This window comes from Nostoc sp. (genome assembly GCF_036917315.1).
Taxonomy (GTDB): domain Bacteria; phylum Cyanobacteriota; class Cyanobacteriia; order Cyanobacteriales; family Nostocaceae; genus Nostoc.
The window spans coordinates 17,953-35,904 of sequence record NZ_JBALDR010000072.1 but is presented as its reverse complement, the minus strand read 5'-3'; the positions used below and the strand labels follow the sequence as shown (position 1 = coordinate 35,904).

Below are 17,952 nucleotides of genomic sequence, written 5' to 3'. Positions count from 1 at the left end.
CGATTTGTTTAATAATTCCTAAAGCTTGCTCTAAGTACTCCAAGGCTTTGGGGTACTGTCCGAGACTGGAGTAAATTAAGCCAATGTTGTTGAGGCTATTGCCAATGCCAGAGCGATCGCCGATTTGTTTAATAATGACTAAAGCTTGCTCTAAGTACTCCAAGGCTTTGGGGTACTGTCCGAGACTGGAGTAAATTAAGCCAATGTTGTTGAGCGTTGTGCCTTCCTTAGAGCGATCGCCGATTTGTTTAATAATCGCTAAAGCTTGCTGATAGTACTCTAAGGCTTTGGGGTACTGGCTTAATTTACTGTAAGATAAGCCGATATCATTGAGTGTTGTGGCTTCTTGAGTGCGATCTTTTAGTTTCCTACGAATTACTAAAGCTTGCTGATAAAACTCAATTGCTTGGGAAAATTTATCTTGATAGTAGTAAACATCGCCAATGCTGTAGAGAGTATCACCTTCACCCTTGCGGTTTTTAGCTTGTCGATACAAAGTCAAGGCTTTTTCAAATGCCTCTAGTGCTGCTTGAAATTGGTTTTGCTTTAGTTTTTGTTTACCCTCTTTTAGCAGTCTATCTGCCTCATCTTTTGGATTTTGAGCAGTTTGTGCCTGTGCCAAAGTTAGGTTTGCAACCGCTGCAACAGCTTTGAGTTCTCCCGTGACAGCAAACGACAACAGTAGAGTTACAAGCATGACTCTCAAGCGCTCGACACTACTTAGAAGCATTATGTCAACTTAATAATTTGATGTATCCGCAAATTCTATGAAATAAACACAAGACTTCGAGCAGAATTTTCGGAAATTTATTAAATCAGCTTCTAATTCGGTATTTCTTGCCAAACTACGTCATTAAAATCTGGCTGCGAGGGATAAAAACAAACGTCAAACTCCATAGAAAAATTGACTTGCTCTAAAATTCAGAGGAACTTGCACAGCCTTTGCCCAAGCAAATACAAGTTTACAGGTTGAAGGGGAAAGTAAAAATCTATCACTTGACAATGCATACTAACGTTCGACGATAGTAATGCGAAACGATAGTATTGTGATTGTCAGTTTCAAATCTGAAGAGACAAAGCTAATCTTTGAAGGCTTCATATCTCCTCAATACCCGCCCAATATCTAAAAAACTGCTTTACGAAAACTGCTTGTCCTTGACGCAGCAACATCAATTAATGACTTGCGTGTTCCACCTGGAAATCGCTTAGAAAAGCTAGTTGGCGATAGAATTGGGCAGTACAGTATTCGTATTAACGATCAATGGCGACTCTGCTTTGTTTGGACAAATGAAAACAATGCTTCGGAAGTTGAAATAGTCGATTACCACTAAGTATAAAAATCATTATGAATAACAACCGTCTGCCAAACATCCATCCTGGCGAAATCCTGCAACTAGAATTCTTGGAACCGTTGAACATCACACCTTATCGATTAAGCAAAGATATAGGTGTAAGTCAAACACGAATTAGCGAAATTTTACAAGGAAAGCGTAGTATTACAGCAGATACAGCCTTGCGTCTATCGCGCTATTTTGGGAACAGCGCTCAGTTTTGGTTGAATTTACAAACGCAATACGATTTACGTCAAGCTCTTGAAGAAAATGCAGAAGTTTACAATCAAATTCCTCAACTTCCGTTTAATGATGTAGCCTGAACTTATTTTCAGATACCGAAACTACTTATTTGGTAAAGATTTTTATTTAACCATTATTTTCTATTGATGTAATCTCCTGATATTTTTTCTCAAAACCTAATTGGTTTACAGGTGATATCTAAGGGCAAGCATCTACGCCTCATTTACCCTTCTCCTGAGTAGGCAAAATTATCCCTTCCGTCTGCGCTTGTTTAACAGCTCGTTTCAGAATTAACACTGCCATTTGCGACAAAGAACGCTCCTCTGCATCAGCAAGTTGTTGCAGAGCTTCCTTATCTTCTTCTTCCATGTAAATACTGACTACAACTTTCCCCATGTGACTATCATCAACTTATTTATGTGTTTCTATATTAAATCACTAAAAACACATAAATAAAAATAGAATAACATTAAAATTATGTATAATTACTGATAAGTCAAAAGCCAGCGCTCAACTTTTGCAGGGAAGACGCTGACTTTTGGCCCCCTCTATACAGGAGACATATTCCATGTTAAAGCCTGTTTGCTACAAAACAGATGAACACAGAAGTTATCTACAAGCCTTAGATGACTTCGGAATAACTCAACTATTGGCAAAACTCAGCGATTATGGTGAGCAGCAAGAACAAGAAACTTTAGCGGCAGTATTGATTTATCAACTAACCCAGAGCATCAATGCTGAACTAATAGCTAATTATTTGAGTGCAATTGCTAAAAATCACCAAGATTTATTTCCAGAGTTGACTAACCAGAAACTTTCTGTTGATTTACCCGACGATTTTCCTGATACAGCCAAAACACCCCGCTTTTTGTACGGCGATAGATTACGCTGGCTTAGTTCTGACACCGACTGGGGAATTGCGATCGGCAGATTTTACAGCTTTGCCCCACATCTTTGCTGCTGGAGTTGGTGCTACCTAATTTGGTTAAGCAAAGACAGCCTCAGTGCAGCTTGGACATCTGCCGATATCGCTTGGGAGGAGGACTTAGAACCACTGGAAGGAGAGCCAGTATATGACTAATCCCCGCCCTCTACAAAAACGCGAGCAAAACCTGATTGACTTTTACAGCCATTGTCAACTAGGGATGACACCCATTAAATTTTATACCAAGTGGGACGTTAATCATGAGGCGATCGCTCGAATTTGCTCTCGTTCACTTTCAACTGTTCGGCGCTGGTTCTCCAAAGGGCGCAATTACCGCCGTCCCATGCCTTCCGATTTACGCCATCTTGCCCTGATGGATTTGCTGCTAGAAGGCTTTGAGGAGATTCCTGAAGGACTTTTAAACAAGCTCTGTTTAACTAACCAAAGTAAATAGAGATTAAAAGTCAACAAATTTCAATATCATTCTGACATTTTTTACCAGCCACTCTCACAGTAGAGTGGCTTTTGTCTAGGAAATTTTGTGAGCAAGTAAGCTTTAACTACTCAAGTAATCAGCTAAATAACAAGTATTGTCAGGAGGTTTTTGTGAGCTACATTGACAAACTTCATCCTTGGTGTGTCGTCCGTCATTTCGCCAGTATGCAACACCAAATTGTTGCTCGTTTTCGTCGTCGAAGCGATGCAGAAGCCCATTCACAAGCACTGCGCCGACTTATACCAAGTGCGACTTTTACAATTATATTTAATCTGGAAGTGGTGCAGTTAGACAGAATCACTCTCTAGTTAGGACATTCTAGAAATTAAAATACTAGTATTTAATAATACTTATGGTGCGTTGCCATATCAGCAAACGTCATAAAACACCTTTGACACCAACCATCCACCCATAACGCTGGAAACTTAAATCTTGCCCCACAGTTGGGACATTCTGAAAGCAAGCTTAACTTGTGGCGATCGCATCCCAGTGTCACCTTCAACTGCCATTCAATCTTGTGACAGGGCGACTCGGTATAACAAGCAGCACATAACCGAATCGGCTCCATTTTCATTCCCACCCCAACAGGTGGTAACATCTGCACTAACCTATCGACATCAACCCCCACAACCTTAGCCAATGCTTCCAACTGCTGGCGAGATGGTGGGGGATTAAACCGAAACTTTTCCCATCGTGCGATCGCACCCCCAAGTCCTGCTGCCTTACCTAACCCAGTAGGGGTTAAATCATTTGCCTGTCGAAAGCGTCCCAAAAAATGACTTAGGCTTTCTCCTTGATATGGTTGAACTCTAAACAGCCAAGGCTTAATATTTTCCACTTCCATCACTTGTACTCAGCAGCTACTTCCTTCAAAGTTTCCAAGTCAATTTTTTGCAGTCCTTTTTTTAAAGCCCGAATTGCAGTCTCTCGGAGAATCATATCCATCAAACCGATATAACCTCCAGTTGCTTCCCCTAACGTCTTCAACATCGTCTTACTCGAAAGGTTGGAAGCAACTGGCAATCTCAGTATTTGCTTCTCCCAAATATCCACCGTTCGCTTAAAATCTTGCCCTGACATCTTTCCAAAACGGTGACAAGACCGAAAACGGTTGTAAACCTGCTCATCCCGCTTAATCACTGCATCTAAGCGATCGGTTCCTACCAAAATAACTGCTATTTCCAACCTGTCAAAAATATCACGCACTTCCGCAAAAGTTTTCGGCTTAAAGCGGTCAGCTTCATCAATAATCAACATCTCTACTCCGCAACCTTTAAGAACCCGCAGTGTTCTATCTCGAATTTCTGCTACTGTTCCTTTAGTTACTTGATATTTTAAATGCTCCATAATTACCCCAAATAATTCCTTAGCACCGCACTCCTGGGGAATTTGGATATAAGCCACAGGTACAGTTGGGGGTTTTCCTGCAACTTGAGAGGGTTTATTCCTAAGCCTATAGGCATCACAACCCATTGTTTTTCCCGTTCTCGACTCACCTACCACACGTCCAGATTGTCTTGATTGGCGCTTTCCTTCCAACCAATCATGCAGAATTTGCACTTGTTCAAGTGGGACAAAACCTTTACTATTTAATCGTTGAATCTCCGCATGTAATTTTTCACTATTAACGGGAATATCACCCAATTGTTGGGCGACTGCTTGGGCTTCTTTTGAAGTCATTTTCTAAAATCCGTAATCTTCACGCATTTGTTCGTAATCAAAAACTTCCGGCATCTCTGGCTCAGGTTCGCTATCAATAGATACCGCCTTTACTGATGACTCTGGCTCAACAGGTATAAGTTGTTTAGATTTTTTGACCTCAGCCCGCTCTACTTTCTGACGCTCTTTTTTGGTTTTCTTTTGAGTTGGGAATGTTTCGCGTTCCCTAACTTCAGCCAAAATTGAGCGATTACTCACAGCTTTACCCGCTTCGCGCACTTTACGGCTGCTAGCTTTTGCTTCATCTAGAGATAGTTCTTCTGTCTCCAAATCTTGAGCATAAGCACGAGCAATAAATACCTCTTTATCCCCTTCTATGCGATAAACCAAAATCGTTGTGATGTCTCTAGGGTCATATCGCAACACAACACTTTCTCCCGCATAACCCGCTAAGAGTTCACCTCTATACATCAAGTTTTCAAATTGCAGATATCCCCCGCGTTGAATTTGTCGCCGTGTTTGCTTCATTAAGCAAATATCCAAATCCCTCTCAGAAAGTAAATCAGGTGCTGCAATTAAACCAGATTCCCAGCGTTGAAATCTTGTCTGGTCGCCCATTCGAGCATCAAGTCGCTGGTTATAGTTATCAACGATGTAACGCACCAACATTTGCTCTAACTGCCGCAACGTTAAGCAAGCTTCTTTCTCCGCTTCCTCTGGTCGCTCTTGAACATTTGAACCTGTATATCCTTGTAAAGTTGAGAATAATTCTGTATTTAGAGTTTTAAACGGACGCTCAACACTACCACCTTCAGATGGGCGATCGCGCAAATGACAAACAAACCCTAACTGCACTCCTATTTGCTGCAAATGGTTGGAACGAAAATCTTTACCCCCATCCGTATAAAAGTGTTGCGGCAAACCAGAAGTACCCCATTCTTCATTAAGCCCATATTCTGAACCATATTGCTTGTGCAAAATTGCATGACGTAACGCCAAAGCTACAACTTGAGAACTTGGTGCATCGTAGCCCAAGTTAATCCCCATAATGCAGCGTGAATAACTATCAATAACCGTTGTTAACCAAGGACGACTAAGAATTTTGCCATGCTGGTCTACTAATAAAACATCAATAAGGGTGTGGTCGCACTGCCAAACTTGGTTACTATGTTCTATTTGCAAGTCTTTTCCATCACGGGTTTTCATTGATAAGCGCGAACCACGCCAACCCGAACTGCGAATACTCTTAGCTTGCTCAATTTTATCTATTAACGGCTGCAAAATTCGGTAAACCGTCATGTGGGAAGGATGCTTAACTCCCAGTTCGTCTGCTCTCGCCTTCACTCTAATAAATACCTGCTGGCGAGTCATCCTTTTACTTCCCTTATTACCCTCCTTATAAGTTTTCAATACAAACTCTTGCCAGTCTTCATCAACTCGATGCTTCCCTTTATCCATCCGTTGATTTTGCGCCAGTCCAGCCAAACCTTCCTGTTCCCATTTATCTACCAGCCGTCGCACTGTACGTACTGATTTACCAAGCTTTTCTGCCGCTTCCTTGAGCTTTTGAGTATATGTAGTGCGTTGGCGCAGCCCGCCGTAGGCATCGCTATTTTCTAAAAGGCTTTGAATCACCTCCATTTTCAGCAAAGCTTCATCTGAAAGTTTAGAAACTATAACGTTTGCTTCAGCAAGATCGTTGTTAACATCTGCGGAGCTTGCCCAAGTCGTAGAGGTTTTAGAGAATTCTGCATTTTGCATACACTGTTTTATCAAAACATAGTTGTATTATACTACTTAAAGTGACAAATAATTTGTTAATTTATGAAAACTCATGATTTTTCCAGGTTTTTGGGAAGTGACAATTAAATTGTGAAATATCTGGTATTTGACATCTAATTAGTGAATATCGGCTTAGATGGGTATAACTGTCTTAAATAGAAAAACCCTGACATAATCCTTGCTATGTCAGGGTTTTAGGTATTTAGAATATTTTGACAATATTTTGTTAAATTGACAAATAATTAGTTAATGTACAAAAATTTACCCTTGCCTAAATGGATCTTGTGGTAATCTCTGAAATTCCCTATTTTCGGGGATAAATACCAATAAGGCTTTGACTAATTTAAATAAAAACCCTCTTGCCTCCTAGCATTCCAGTGGACACGCTCACTTTGCCTACTGGATGCTTAAAATGTGACACTTTAGCATGCGTAGGCGATCGCTTTTTATAATTAGGCTTTAAGATTATTGGATTTTTGGCCCGATGTACCCAATGATAATCTTATCTGGCCCTAATTCTTCAGAAAAATGAAGCCGCCAAGCCCCTGCACCAGTCATTCTTAAGTGCAAACTGAAGATACGATGTACATCATCAGGACACTTAAAGGTTAGTTTCGGCTTTAATTTTTGAAGTCTAGAGTCACTTTCTGGAGTTGCTTTGCTAGGAATCAGGTCTAAATCACAAGCTCCATCTGTCCAAGTTTTACAGTAGTTTTCTAGTTCAAACAACTTGTTTACAACCTGCCTGAGCATTGGAGTTCTACAATAAAGGTTTTGGATCTGTTTGCTGACATTTTCGCAAAACTCCAGATTGGGAAATAATTCCTCTCTCCGATTCCAAAGATCCTCACCGTCAATAACTCTGGTACGAATACGTTTTTGTATCCATTCCGCATGTTCCTGCACATGATTGCTACGACTAACATGGATAATCTCTACAACGTAATCAATTACCTCTCCATCTTCATCCATTCGTCTGGCTGCTAGTTCTAGGTGGCTTAAATCCCAGCATTCTTCAAAAAGCAAACTAACTGCGATCGCATCAAGCATATAAGCAATACCAAGTCCAATTGCGGCTTCTCCCTGATGCCAAAATTCAGACAAGCCAGCATTATTTTCAATCTCTTGAATATCTGAATTTGCAATATTAGTTGAGAAAGGACTTCCTGTTGCTAAGTTTCTAATAAAACCTTGTTCAACTTGATCTACTTCCCGATCGTTAAGCCAACGACGTAAAGGATAGTCAGGTGCAAGTATAGTTGTATGAAAGTTATCTTTAGTGCGAAGATAGACTTTTACTCCCTGAGCTTTGACTGCCTTTATAGCGTTAATGAAGTTCGACATCCATTGTCGCGCTGTTTGCTTATCAGAGGTAGGATTTTGCAGAGAAAGTTCATTTAAAACTAGGTCAATCTCCACAATCTACTCTCCAGCAGGTTCTAACAAAACATCCAAGCTTTTTTCCCACTCATCAAAGAATCCATCAGGCCATCGATCAATTCTGCCATTGCGATCAATATGTGGAGATACTACTTCTGTAACAGTTTGTCCTCCTTTTTCTTGTCGCTGAAAATAATGTAGCTGAACATCATCAGGCTTAATTTTGCCTCCATGAACAGCAAGACGAATACCATTTAAAACATGATCGCTATGAGTTTCTATTACTATTTGAATTCCACAACTAGCTGCAAGCGATAATAATTCACCCATCTTGACTTGTCCTTTAGGATGTAGATGTGCCTCTGGATTTTCAATTATAATTAGTGTACCCGGAGAAGATGATAAAACTGCTACGATAATCGGTAATGTGTAACTAATCCCAAATCCGACATTAGTAGTACGATAGGGGTTACTATCCCCATAAAAATATTGTAAACTCATCAAACCTATATCTGAATTAGAGTTAATTTTAATCCTTGTACCAGGACTAACTTCTCTCATCCATCCTTCAACCTGGCTGCTAAGAGTGTTAGATTTTGCCATCGGATGTCTTAGTTTAGTTTGAAGAACATCTTTATCTTGATTAATTGCTAAAAAATGTGCAGTATATTCACCCTTACTACCTAACTGTCCTAGTCGCCTTGCTTGATAATCTGACATATCATAAGATGTTCGTGGCCCGAGACGTTCAGCCTGTAAATAGTGAAATCTTCTATTGAAAGGACTTAATTTATAGACATTCTCAATTGGTAATTTAGAATCTAAATTATTTAAAACATCTGCACCTGTCTTAATTTGGTCATAGCTAAAACGCCAAATCCCTTTTTTTCTATCATTCCAAATAATCTCGAAACCAAGATAATCCTCTTTGGCTCTTTCGCAAAATGCATCTTGAGCAGTACCAATGTGTACTAATTCACCATTCAATGCTAAACCGACATTTGGCAATAATTCTTGTTGATAAGATTGACGCAGCAAAAGTAGCGATTGTAAGACAGAAGATTTTCCCGTACTATTTAGACCAGAAAGTAAAGTTAGTGGCTTAAATTCGATTAACTGATTTTCAAAGGCTTTGTAATTGGTCAATTTCAGATAATTAATGAAATTAATCATAATAATACTTCTTGGATAATTTTCTCTACCGTTTCAAATCTATGCTCAATTTTATTTTTTACTTGAGATATTGATACTAGAAAGTCTGCATCGTTATCTACATATCTAATAAAAGTATCAACGAGCTTTCGTTTTCTATCTTTTAAAATTTGAATATTTTCTATATTTAGTCTTCCAAGATTTACAGACCAAACTTCAAATAAAGATTTGTTAAGCGGAAACTTTCTTTTGTTTTTATTAGAAATTTTGCGAAAAGCGTTATTATTAAAAATATCAAAAGCTGCAATCATCGCTTTTTTGAAATTTTCTTCTATTTTGATTATTTCCTCATTGGAAAGACTATTTATTTTCGACAAAGCTTTACTGAGGAAAGAATCTCGAGTTTCCTCTTGATATTCTTTATAAGAAATTAGATAAAAAGCAAGAAATCCTAGTACAAACTCTCTATCATCCATTCTTTTTTTCTTTGATTCACTGAGATTAACAACACGTTTAAACTCTGAGAAAGAAGCTAGTTTTGCCACCAATTTTATAGCTTGCCCAGGATTCAAAGCATGACGCAATTCTTGATTGGAAAGAGGTACCCCTCCCGTATTAATACGTTTAAATATATTATATTTGACTTCCAAAGGCGTACCTTTTTCAATTAAATATACTGTAACTTGAGTTTCTAAAATACGACGTTGATATCTTCGTTCTAATTCATCATAATTTTTGTTATTTAAGTCTTTTAGATATTCTAATCCAACTAATTTAAGTCTATTATCACTTTTATCAATTACAAATTGCTTTAAGGCTGACAATCTTTGTAATCCATCTACAACTACCCATTTATCTTCATCTGTCTCTTCATTTGTAGCATCAATATAAAAAGCAGGTAATGGTATTCTAATCAAAATAGATTCAATTAATTTACTTTTTGCTTCTAAAGTCCATATATTGGCTTGTCGTTGAAAATCAGGTGCTAAATCAAGGGCTTCTTCGTCAATTCTTCTGAGTAATTGCTCAATGGTTGGCTCCCTTGTAGCGATATTGATTTTTTCTGGATCGTATTGAAAAGTTACTTTTTCATATTGTTCTTCATCATTGTCTTCGTCATCTAAAATTTCTTCATCAGCTAATTCTGCGTTATAATTATTCAAATTGACCACGGCGCTTACTCCTTATTATTAACACCCATTCAGTTATTTTTGATGTTTATTGCTACTACATCAGCAAATGGGACTCTTTAACTGGCGTACTTCAATCCTACATCCCCACAAATCATAAAGGCGCGGATTTTTGCGCCTCTACGTAATTAGTCTATTACTTGTTTACCTTCCTCAGGCAAATCCAAAATTTGCGCGATCGCGCCCTTAAACCAAATACTTAAACTTCTGGTTCAATGCCGAGCGATCGCAATTGAGCAGTTAAGCGATCGGCTCTTTGTCTTTCCTGTTCGGCTCTTTCCTCACCAGTCAACAACAAATTACCCTGCAAATCCCACCAACGCAACCAGGGCAATTCGGCGTTTTGATAAACTCCATGCCATAAGCCTAACTCAACTCCCAAGTGCGTAATCGGATAATGTCCGCGCTCATTTGCTGCTAATAACTGATATTGTCCACCAATTAATTTATAAACTTCTACACTGGCTTTCTTCACTTCATAAATGCCATAAAAAGCCGGATGAATTACTTGCTCATAAATCCAAAATTTGCCTTGCCAAGGGGTTTTATCTCGTTCTTCACTACCATCCCCAGAAACAAATTCTAAGGCAATTAAGGGTGCAATAAATTCTCGCCAAAGTACATAAGACCTCCGCGTTTGTCCATCAAGCAAAGGCGGTACATTTCCTACATAAAACCAATCTGGTGCTTCTGCGCCTCGTTCTGGCGGATCTGTCAAACGCCAGTAAATACCTAAGTCCTGACCTATACAATATTCACCTTCAGGATGTAATCGTTTAAGGATAGGTGTAATCGAGTCAGTGAGTAAAATGCTTTGAGGATGCTCTTGCCAATTTTTCACAAATGTACCGTCTGACTCTGGTAGCTGCGTATGATCGGGGAAAGGAGTGAGGGCGGTGGATGGATCGATTGCAGAGGTCATAGGTCTAGCCTCGCGCTGGGGTGAAGTTTATTTTTTAGTTTAGCTTGCGTACTTAACCAAGTTTTACTCGCAGCTAAGAATCCTTTGAGGTAATTAAAAATTGGAGCAAAGCAAGTTGACGAACTTCACTCCCGACTAATCTCAAAGTACACGCAGTAAGCTGGGAATGCTTTCAATCGCTGACAAATTCCGAATTTCTGCCAAAGCTTGCCTAAAATTGCCTTCCCGCACATCATGGGTGACAACCACAATCTCTGCTAGTTCCCCTTGGAAGCCTGTTTGGACAACTGACTCTAAGCTAACGCCATAGTTGCCAAAGCAAGTACCCAATTTACCGATAACTCCGGGTTGGTCATTGGTGAGGAAACGGGCGTAAAATCGAGTTATCAATTCTGCCATCGGCGCAATTTGGCAATATTCTTGATGCCCACAAGCTAATAATGGATTTGTAACTGCTGTATTAGTTTTGAGGACAGCAACTAAATTCAAAATATCCGAAGTGACAGCACTGGCGGTTGCACCAGCACCAGCACCGGGGCCAAAAAACATCACTTGTCCAATGGGTTCTCCTTCAACAAGAATGGCGTTGTAAACGCCGTTGATGCTAGCCAAAGGATGAGCTTGAGGCACTAAAGTCGGATGAACTCTAACGGAAAGTGGGGATGAGGGAGTATCACGTTTAGCGATCGCTAATAATTTAATCACAAATCCCAATTTTTCGGCGTAGGCAATATCTGTTTTGCTCACTTGCCGAATCCCTTCGGTATAAACATCTTGTAAGTTGATGCGTCCACCAAAGCCTAATGATGCCAGGATGGCAATTTTATCAGCTGCGTCTAAGCCATCCACATCAGCGGTGGGGTCAGCCTCAGCATAACCCAATCGCTGGGCATCAGCTAAGACATCATTGAAGTTACTGCCTTCTGTTTGCATCCGCGTCAGGATGTAGTTTGTTGTACCGTTAACAATACCCGTTACAGTATGAATTCGGTTAACACTTAAAGATTGCTTTAGGGGTTGAATCACTGGAATACCACCACCCACAGCGGCTTCTAACATGACGTATACGCCGGCTTGATTGGCAGTTGTGAAAATTTCCGTTCCGAAGCGGGCGATCGCTGCTTTATTGGCGGTGACTACATGCTTACCATTACTTAAAGCTTTGAGAATAAGCGATCGCGCCGGCTCCAGTCCACCCATCACCTCCACAACTATATCTACCGCCGGATCGTTGACAATAGATTCTAAATCTGTAGTTACTACTTCCGTAGACAATTCTACTGCACGGGGTTTATCTAGCGATCGCACTCCCACCCGATAAATTTCTATCTCTTGCAACAATGGGTGACGCCCAGCGCTATCTTGCAACAACTGCACTGTTCCCGTTCCCACGGTGCCTAATCCCAGTATTCCTAGTTTCACACCCATTTTGCACCCAATTTCACCAATAACAATTGTAGGTAGAGCGTTTGCCCTACCTACTGATTATCCTGCTTCCTTTGTCATTTGTCCTTTGTCGTTCGTTCTTTGTCTAAAACTAATACTTCGACTTACCTCGGCTTCTCTACGAGACGCTACGCTATCGCTCGGCACAAGTCGCGGTTCCTGAGCGTAGTCGAAGGGCAGTACAAGTAACTAATGACCAATGACCAATGACCAAATTAGTAAGTTTCTACGTGCCAGCGATGAGCTTTCTTGAGTTGCTTCTGGTAATCACTCCAGGTTACGCCTTCTTTCGCAGCAGCAGTAGTTAAGGCTGCATCAATACCTTCTTCCATACCTCGCAAACCGCAGATGTATGTGTGGGTTTTTTCATTTTTAATTAATTGCCACAATTCATCTGCATGTTCCGCTACGCGGTCTTGAATGTACATTCTACCGCCTTGGGGATTTTTTTGTTCGCGGCTGATGGCAGCAGTCAGACGGAAGTTATCAGGATATTTTTGTTGAATTTCTTCCAGTTCTTCCTTATATAAGAGGTTTGGAGTTGTGGGAACACCAAATATTAGCCAAGAGAATCCTTTAAATTGGTATTCTGGGTTAGCTGCTCTTTCTGCATCTTTAAACTGACGCCACAGATAAGCCCGCATAGGAGCAATACCCGTTCCAGTTGCCAACATGATGACATTAGCTTCAGGATCATCGGGTAACAACATTTCCTTACCCACAGGCCCTGTAATTTTTATCTCTTCTCCTGGCTTGAGGAAACACAGGTGTGTAGAGCAAACACCATAGACTGTTTCGCCAGTTTCTGGGTGCTTGTATTCTAATTGGCGGACGCACAGTGATACTGTCTTATCATCCACATCATCGCCATGTCGAGTTGAGGCGATGGAATAGAGTCTAAGTTTTTCTGGCTTACCGTTTTTGTCTAATCCTGGTGGAATAATCCCAATACTTTGACCTTCTATATACTTCAAATCCCCGGCGGAAAGGTCAAATTTAAGGTGTTGAACAATACCAATACCACCTTCTTTGACTAGCGGTTCGTTAGATATTACTTTGCCAATAAACGGAGCATTGGGACGGTAAGTGTTAACAGGAACGTCACCGTGGTCTTTTTTGGCTTTCGCTTGAGTCATGGTGTTGCCTTTCTTGTCCTTGTTCTTGAGCTGTTCTTCAGCTGATGATTTAGCGAAGCCTTTGGCTTCACTACCAGCATTTACAGGTGTGGCTTTACCATTCCCTTCACTGTTAGCAGTTTCCCCAGATGTAGCTAACTCGCTGACTTCGCTTGTAGCACTCCCAAATGAGGCTTTACCATTAACTGGCTCTAGAGCAGTTACAGGCTGAATGCTAACAATTGTGCCGCCTAGACGAGTGATACGTCGCATTTCTTGATTCATGCGGTTGTAAGGCACTCTGATGAACACACTGCCACTTTTCCGAATTGGGTAGTTAGTTTGATCGGTTTCTTCACTCTGACGCAAACCCACTACTTCATAAAGGAAGATGCGGCTACCTAATTCTGTGTTGGCAGCACCCTCAACAGCACCTTGATTGTACATTCGTTCTACCACTCCGATAATTTACTTAACCGTTTTTCAAAAAAAACTATTCCCATCCCATGCCAGCTTTAGTTTACCGGATTTTCGTTTCACAAAACTGGAGAAAGAAGGAAAAACGGCATCATTAAATTAATGCCTTGCTAAGTACACTCACCAAAGACATGCAGGCATAGCAAAAAACACACCTGTTCACCTTCTAAAGTAAAGGATAAGTCTTGTGGAGAATGTTAATAATGAATCAATTTAATCTTTTTTTCGTTAACTACCACCCCCATTAGGGAGATAGCTTTTTACCTTAGTACCCTATGAGCAACTCACAATATCACAATAATAGATATTTTTGGAGGGCTACTTCGATCGGTGGAAGCTACCGCTCAGTTTACCTCCAAAAGCTTCCCTTGTGTTTGCTTACTCCAGGGCTTTAAATCGGAGAATGCCAAGAAAGGAAGGTTTTCTTCCGATTGGTTTTACTTCTCCAAATCTACTACTCTTCTGGAATGTTGTTAGCAATCTTCATTACCTATCTATGGACAATTACATAACTAGGACAACTCCAGCCACAAATATCACGAGATAGACAATCATAATTTAAGCAACTGTAATTAGTTTCACTTGATGTGAAAAATCTGTCAACCTTGCATCAGTACTTTGCCATAACGTCAACGCTTCTATATGAGCATATTCATAAATTTACAGCCAAGAATTTGGGTAATGCAAGTTATTTCCTCATTCGTTGGATAGATTTTTGCTTTTGATATATTAAGTATTGTCGAGCAGGAATTACAATTTAGCAAGATTAGAAAATTTGCGGCAATAATAAATTATACCTTATATTCTTGATTCATAGAGTCACAAGTAGCAGACTTATAAAGGTGCAACGCTGATGGGCAGTGCCGATCCCCATTTTTAAATTAACAACTAAACTAACAAAAAAATGATTGAGGAACCACGCTAAATTCTTCTTGACAGCAATCTTGTATGGGATACCCCCTTCTGTTAAAATCAAATATATCACTAGGATTAAATACTTACCGGCACCAACATTCAGGCTAGTCCGACGAGTAGCAACTTAATTACTTTGTTGCTTACCCGCTTGGTGTCTTATTAGATGTGCTAGGTAGCAAGAACGCAGGATAAACCAAAGGGGTAAACTCCTGGCTTCGGAATCTGCTGTGTGAAAAATTATTGACACAACTTTAGTATTTTAGAGGAGATTTATGACAAGTAAGCCGGAACGCGTGGTACTGATTGGAGTAGCCGGAGACTCTGGTTGCGGTAAATCTACGTTTTTGCGTCGTTTGATCGATTTGTTTGGTGAAGATTTAATGACAGTCATCTGCTTGGATGACTATCACTCCTTGGATCGCAAACAGCGCAAAGAAACAGGGATAACGGCGCTAGACCCCAGGGCGAACAATTTTGACCTGATGTATGAGCAAATTAAAGCGCTCAAAAGTGGTCAAGCGATTGATAAGCCGATTTACAACCACGAAACCGGCTTGATTGACCCGCCAGAGCGGATAGAGCCGAATCACATTATAGTTGTTGAAGGGCTGCATCCTTTATATGATGAGCGGGTGCGATCGCTAATCGACTTCAGTGTTTATTTTGACATTAGCGATGAGGTCAAAATTGCCTGGAAAATCCAGCGAGATATGGCTGAACGCGGTCATCGCTACGAAGATGTGTTAGCGCAAATCAATTCCCGCAAACCTGACTTTGATAAATTTATCGAACCACAAAGAGAATTTGCTGATGTGGTTCTCCAGGTATTGCCCACAAACTTGATCAAAAATGACACCGAACGTAGAGTCTTACGAGTACGTATGCTCCAGCGGGAAGGTAAGGAAGGCTTCGATCCAACCTACTTATTTGATGAAGGGTCAACAATCAATTGGACTCCTTGTGGACGCAAGCTGACCTGTTCTTATCCTGGTATGCAACTATACTACGGTTCAGATGTGTACTACGGCCGCTATGTCTCAGTACTAGAGGTGGATGGTCAATTTGACAACTTGGAAGAAGTCATTTATATCGAAACCCATCTCAGCAATACATCCACAAAATATCAGGGTGAATTAACTCACTTGTTACTCCAGCACCGCGAGTATCCAGGTTCCAATAATGGAACTGGTTTCTTCCAAGTGCTTACAGGTTTGAAGATGCGTGCTGCTTATGAGCGGTTGACAGCTACGGAAGCAAAGTTAGCGATTCAGGTTTAAAGCAGCAGTGTTTGTGTCAAAGCTTGTGGGGGCGCTTCCGGGTACCCCCATTTTTTTGTGTTATTAAATACATTTTAGCTGCAAAATAATTAGCATACATTTATCTTACTTACGGATATTTACCTTATAGTTAGTGGTTTTTATCAATATCAAGAAGATACTAACGACTGAAGTATAAATATTGTTATGATTTCAGAAATTAGTAGTTGAACTAAATACTTACATTTAGTCAACGAAAAAACTCTCGATGGAGGAATTTCCTTTGTCTCGTCGATATCTATTTACCTCTGAGTCAGTCACCGAAGGTCATCCAGATAAAATCTGCGATCAGATTTCTGATACTATTCTGGATGCCCTATTGACACAAGACCCTAGCAGTCGTGTCGCCGCTGAAGTCGTAGTTAATACTGGTTTGGTGCTAATCACTGGTGAAATAACCACCAAAGCTAACGTAAATTTCGTCAATCTTGCCCGGAAAAAAATTGCCGAAATTGGTTATACCAATGCTGACAATGGCTTTTCTGCTAACAGTACCAGCGTTCTGCTAGCTTTAGACGAACAATCACCCGATATCGCCCAAGGCGTTAACACCGCCCAAGAAACCCGCGAACAAGATAGTGATGAACAATTTGACAAAATTGGCGCGGGCGATCAAGGTATAATGTTTGGCTTTGCCAGCAACGAAACACCAGAACTGATGCCCCTACCCATCAGTCTCGCCCACCGAATTGCTCGCCGATTGGCAGCAGTCCGCAAAACAGGTGAATTGTCATACCTGCGTCCTGACGGGAAAACCCAAGTAACTGTAGTCTACGAAGATGGACGCCCCGTAGGTATTGATACGATTTTGATTTCTACCCAGCATACAGCCACTATTGGGGAAATCACGGATGAGGCGGCGGTACAAGCCAAAATTAAACAAGACCTCTGGTCAGCAGTGGTCGAACCTGTTTTTGGCGACATTGACGTTAAACCTAATCAGGAAACACGTTTTTTAGTCAACCCCACTGGCAAATTTGTCGTTGGTGGCCCTCAAGGAGACTCTGGTCTGACAGGACGGAAAATAATCGTTGATACCTACGGTGGCTATTCACGACATGGTGGCGGTGCTTTTTCTGGCAAAGACCCCACGAAAGTAGACCGTTCTGCTGCTTATGCGGCTCGCTATGTAGCTAAAAATATTGTCGCCGCTGGGTTGGCAGAAAAAGTTGAAATCCAGCTATCTTATGCTATTGGTGTAGCACGACCAACAAGTATCCTAGTGGATACCTTTGGTACTGGCAAAGTGGATGAAGAAACCTTACTGGAATTAATCAACAAACACTTTGAACTGCGTCCAGCAGGGATTATCCATACCTTCAACTTACGGAACTTACCAAGTGAACGAGGCGGACGTTTTTATCAGGACGTCGCGGCTTACGGTCATTTTGGGCGGGCTGATTTAGACTTGCCTTGGGAACAGACCGATAAAGCCGAATTGTTGAAGCAAGCAGCGAATGAGTCACTTTCGGCAGTGGTTGCTCAGGCACTGACTTAGACTTATAGGCTACTACAAAAACTTAGTTTATCTACGTGAGGGTATTGGCAACTTAACAAGTTAGCAATACTCTCATTTTTTGCTATCCACCTTCAGATCCAAAAG

Annotated in this window: 18 protein-coding genes; 7 read left to right on the top strand and 11 right to left on the bottom strand. The window is 40.7% G+C overall.

What is annotated here, in order from left to right:
• A partial coding sequence (locus tag V7K84_RS34215; protein ID WP_334844950.1) for a tetratricopeptide repeat protein occupies positions 1-730 on the bottom strand: 730 nt, incomplete at its 3' end.
• A gap of 415 nt (positions 731-1,145) precedes the next feature.
• Here V7K84_RS34215 and V7K84_RS34210 point away from each other — a divergent pair.
• A complete protein-coding gene (locus V7K84_RS34210; RefSeq protein ID WP_334844951.1) occupies positions 1,146-1,331 on the top strand; it encodes a type II toxin-antitoxin system RelE/ParE family toxin in 186 nt (61 codons plus the stop codon).
• 14 nt (positions 1,332-1,345) lie between these two features.
• Positions 1,346-1,654, top strand: a complete 309-nt coding sequence (locus tag V7K84_RS34205; RefSeq protein ID WP_292815177.1) for a HigA family addiction module antitoxin — start codon at positions 1,346-1,348, stop codon at positions 1,652-1,654.
• Positions 1,655-1,793: 139 nt separating this feature from the next.
• Here V7K84_RS34205 and V7K84_RS34200 read toward each other — a convergent pair whose 3' ends face one another.
• Entirely contained in the window at positions 1,794-1,970 is a 177-nt protein-coding gene (locus V7K84_RS34200; protein ID WP_334844947.1) for a ribbon-helix-helix domain-containing protein, read from the bottom strand.
• A 172-nt stretch (positions 1,971-2,142) separates the two neighbouring features.
• Between V7K84_RS34200 and V7K84_RS34195 the strand changes: the two genes are divergently transcribed.
• The 3 genes from V7K84_RS34195 (at position 2,143) to V7K84_RS34185 (ending at position 3,303) form a co-directional block, all read left to right on the top strand.
• Positions 2,143-2,655 carry a hypothetical protein gene (locus tag V7K84_RS34195; RefSeq protein WP_334844945.1) on the top strand — a complete coding sequence of 171 codons (513 nt, stop codon included), beginning with the start codon at positions 2,143-2,145 and terminating at the stop codon, positions 2,653-2,655.
• Positions 2,648-2,953 (top strand): helix-turn-helix domain-containing protein, encoded by a 306-nt coding sequence (locus tag V7K84_RS34190; protein WP_334844943.1) that lies wholly within the window; start codon positions 2,648-2,650, stop codon positions 2,951-2,953. Before V7K84_RS34195 ends, V7K84_RS34190 begins: the two co-directional genes overlap by 8 nt.
• Positions 2,954-3,105: 152 nt before the next feature.
• Complete coding sequence (locus V7K84_RS34185) at positions 3,106-3,303, top strand: hypothetical protein (protein ID WP_334844942.1); 198 nt, start codon at positions 3,106-3,108, stop codon at positions 3,301-3,303.
• Positions 3,304-3,335: 32 nt separating this feature from the next.
• On the opposite strand, the gene V7K84_RS34180 is transcribed toward V7K84_RS34185, so the two are convergent.
• The 9 genes from V7K84_RS34180 to petH form a co-directional block, all read right to left on the bottom strand.
• Positions 3,336-3,839 (bottom strand): TniQ family protein, encoded by a 504-nt coding sequence (locus tag V7K84_RS34180; RefSeq protein ID WP_334844941.1) that lies wholly within the window; start codon positions 3,837-3,839, stop codon positions 3,336-3,338.
• Positions 3,839-4,675, bottom strand: a complete 837-nt coding sequence (locus tag V7K84_RS34175; RefSeq protein WP_334844940.1) for a TniB family NTP-binding protein — start codon at positions 4,673-4,675, stop codon at positions 3,839-3,841. The genes V7K84_RS34180 and V7K84_RS34175 overlap by 1 nt, the downstream gene beginning before the upstream one ends.
• 3 nt (positions 4,676-4,678) lie before the next feature.
• Positions 4,679-6,415 carry a Mu transposase C-terminal domain-containing protein gene (locus V7K84_RS34170; RefSeq protein WP_334844939.1) on the bottom strand — a complete coding sequence of 579 codons (1,737 nt, stop codon included), beginning with the start codon at positions 6,413-6,415 and terminating at the stop codon, positions 4,679-4,681.
• 486 nt (positions 6,416-6,901) lie between these two features.
• Positions 6,902-7,855 carry a hypothetical protein gene (locus tag V7K84_RS34165; protein WP_334844937.1) on the bottom strand — a complete coding sequence of 318 codons (954 nt, stop codon included), beginning with the start codon at positions 7,853-7,855 and terminating at the stop codon, positions 6,902-6,904.
• Positions 7,856-7,858: 3 nt separating this feature from the next.
• A complete protein-coding gene (locus V7K84_RS34160; protein ID WP_334844935.1) occupies positions 7,859-8,989 on the bottom strand; it encodes an AAA family ATPase in 1,131 nt (376 codons plus the stop codon).
• Positions 8,986-10,140: a DUF262 domain-containing protein gene (locus tag V7K84_RS34155; RefSeq protein ID WP_334844934.1), complete on the bottom strand. Its 1,155-nt coding sequence runs from the start codon at positions 10,138-10,140 to the stop codon at positions 8,986-8,988. The genes V7K84_RS34160 and V7K84_RS34155 overlap by 4 nt, the downstream gene beginning before the upstream one ends.
• A 217-nt stretch (positions 10,141-10,357) precedes the next feature.
• On the bottom strand, positions 10,358-11,080 hold the full coding sequence (locus V7K84_RS34150; RefSeq protein WP_334844933.1) for a Uma2 family endonuclease: 723 nt from the start codon (positions 11,078-11,080) through the stop codon (positions 10,358-10,360).
• A 141-nt stretch (positions 11,081-11,221) separates the two neighbouring features.
• Complete coding sequence (locus V7K84_RS34145; protein WP_334844932.1) at positions 11,222-12,508, bottom strand: homoserine dehydrogenase; 1,287 nt, start codon at positions 12,506-12,508, stop codon at positions 11,222-11,224.
• A 233-nt stretch (positions 12,509-12,741) separates the two neighbouring features.
• Complete coding sequence (gene petH, locus V7K84_RS34140; RefSeq protein ID WP_334844930.1) at positions 12,742-14,088, bottom strand: ferredoxin--NADP reductase; 1,347 nt, start codon at positions 14,086-14,088, stop codon at positions 12,742-12,744.
• 1,217 nt (positions 14,089-15,305) lie between these two features.
• Between petH and V7K84_RS34135 the strand changes: the two genes are divergently transcribed.
• Both V7K84_RS34135 and metK read left to right on the top strand, forming a co-directional pair.
• Complete coding sequence (locus V7K84_RS34135; RefSeq protein WP_194044767.1) at positions 15,306-16,310, top strand: phosphoribulokinase; 1,005 nt, start codon at positions 15,306-15,308, stop codon at positions 16,308-16,310.
• A gap of 262 nt (positions 16,311-16,572) precedes the next feature.
• Positions 16,573-17,847 carry a methionine adenosyltransferase gene (gene metK, locus V7K84_RS34130; protein ID WP_334844928.1) on the top strand — a complete coding sequence of 425 codons (1,275 nt, stop codon included), beginning with the start codon at positions 16,573-16,575 and terminating at the stop codon, positions 17,845-17,847.
• Positions 17,848-17,952: the final 105 nt, after the last annotated feature.

Bases quoted from the DNA above. Each gene is read 5' to 3' on its own strand.
- V7K84_RS34200 (WP_334844947.1), bottom strand. From the start codon at position 1,970: ATGGGGAAAGTTGTAGTCAGTATTTACATGGAAGAAGAAGATAAGGAA.
- V7K84_RS34195 (WP_334844945.1), top strand. From the start codon at position 2,143: ATGTTAAAGCCTGTTTGCTACAAAACAGATGAACACAGAAGTTATCTA.
- V7K84_RS34175 (WP_334844940.1), bottom strand. From the start codon at position 4,675: ATGACTTCAAAAGAAGCCCAAGCAGTCGCCCAACAATTGGGTGATATT.
- V7K84_RS34170 (WP_334844939.1), bottom strand. From the start codon at position 6,415: ATGCAAAATGCAGAATTCTCTAAAACCTCTACGACTTGGGCAAGCTCC.
- V7K84_RS34145 (WP_334844932.1), bottom strand. From the start codon at position 12,508: ATGGGTGTGAAACTAGGAATACTGGGATTAGGCACCGTGGGAACGGGA.
- V7K84_RS34205 (WP_292815177.1), top strand. From the start codon at position 1,346: ATGAATAACAACCGTCTGCCAAACATCCATCCTGGCGAAATCCTGCAA.
- V7K84_RS34190 (WP_334844943.1), top strand. From the start codon at position 2,648: ATGACTAATCCCCGCCCTCTACAAAAACGCGAGCAAAACCTGATTGAC.
- V7K84_RS34150 (WP_334844933.1), bottom strand. From the start codon at position 11,080: ATGACCTCTGCAATCGATCCATCCACCGCCCTCACTCCTTTCCCCGAT.
- petH (WP_334844930.1), bottom strand. From the start codon at position 14,088: ATGTACAATCAAGGTGCTGTTGAGGGTGCTGCCAACACAGAATTAGGT.
- V7K84_RS34180 (WP_334844941.1), bottom strand. From the start codon at position 3,839: ATGGAAGTGGAAAATATTAAGCCTTGGCTGTTTAGAGTTCAACCATAT.
- V7K84_RS34160 (WP_334844935.1), bottom strand. From the start codon at position 8,989: ATGATTAATTTCATTAATTATCTGAAATTGACCAATTACAAAGCCTTT.
- V7K84_RS34135 (WP_194044767.1), top strand. From the start codon at position 15,306: ATGACAAGTAAGCCGGAACGCGTGGTACTGATTGGAGTAGCCGGAGAC.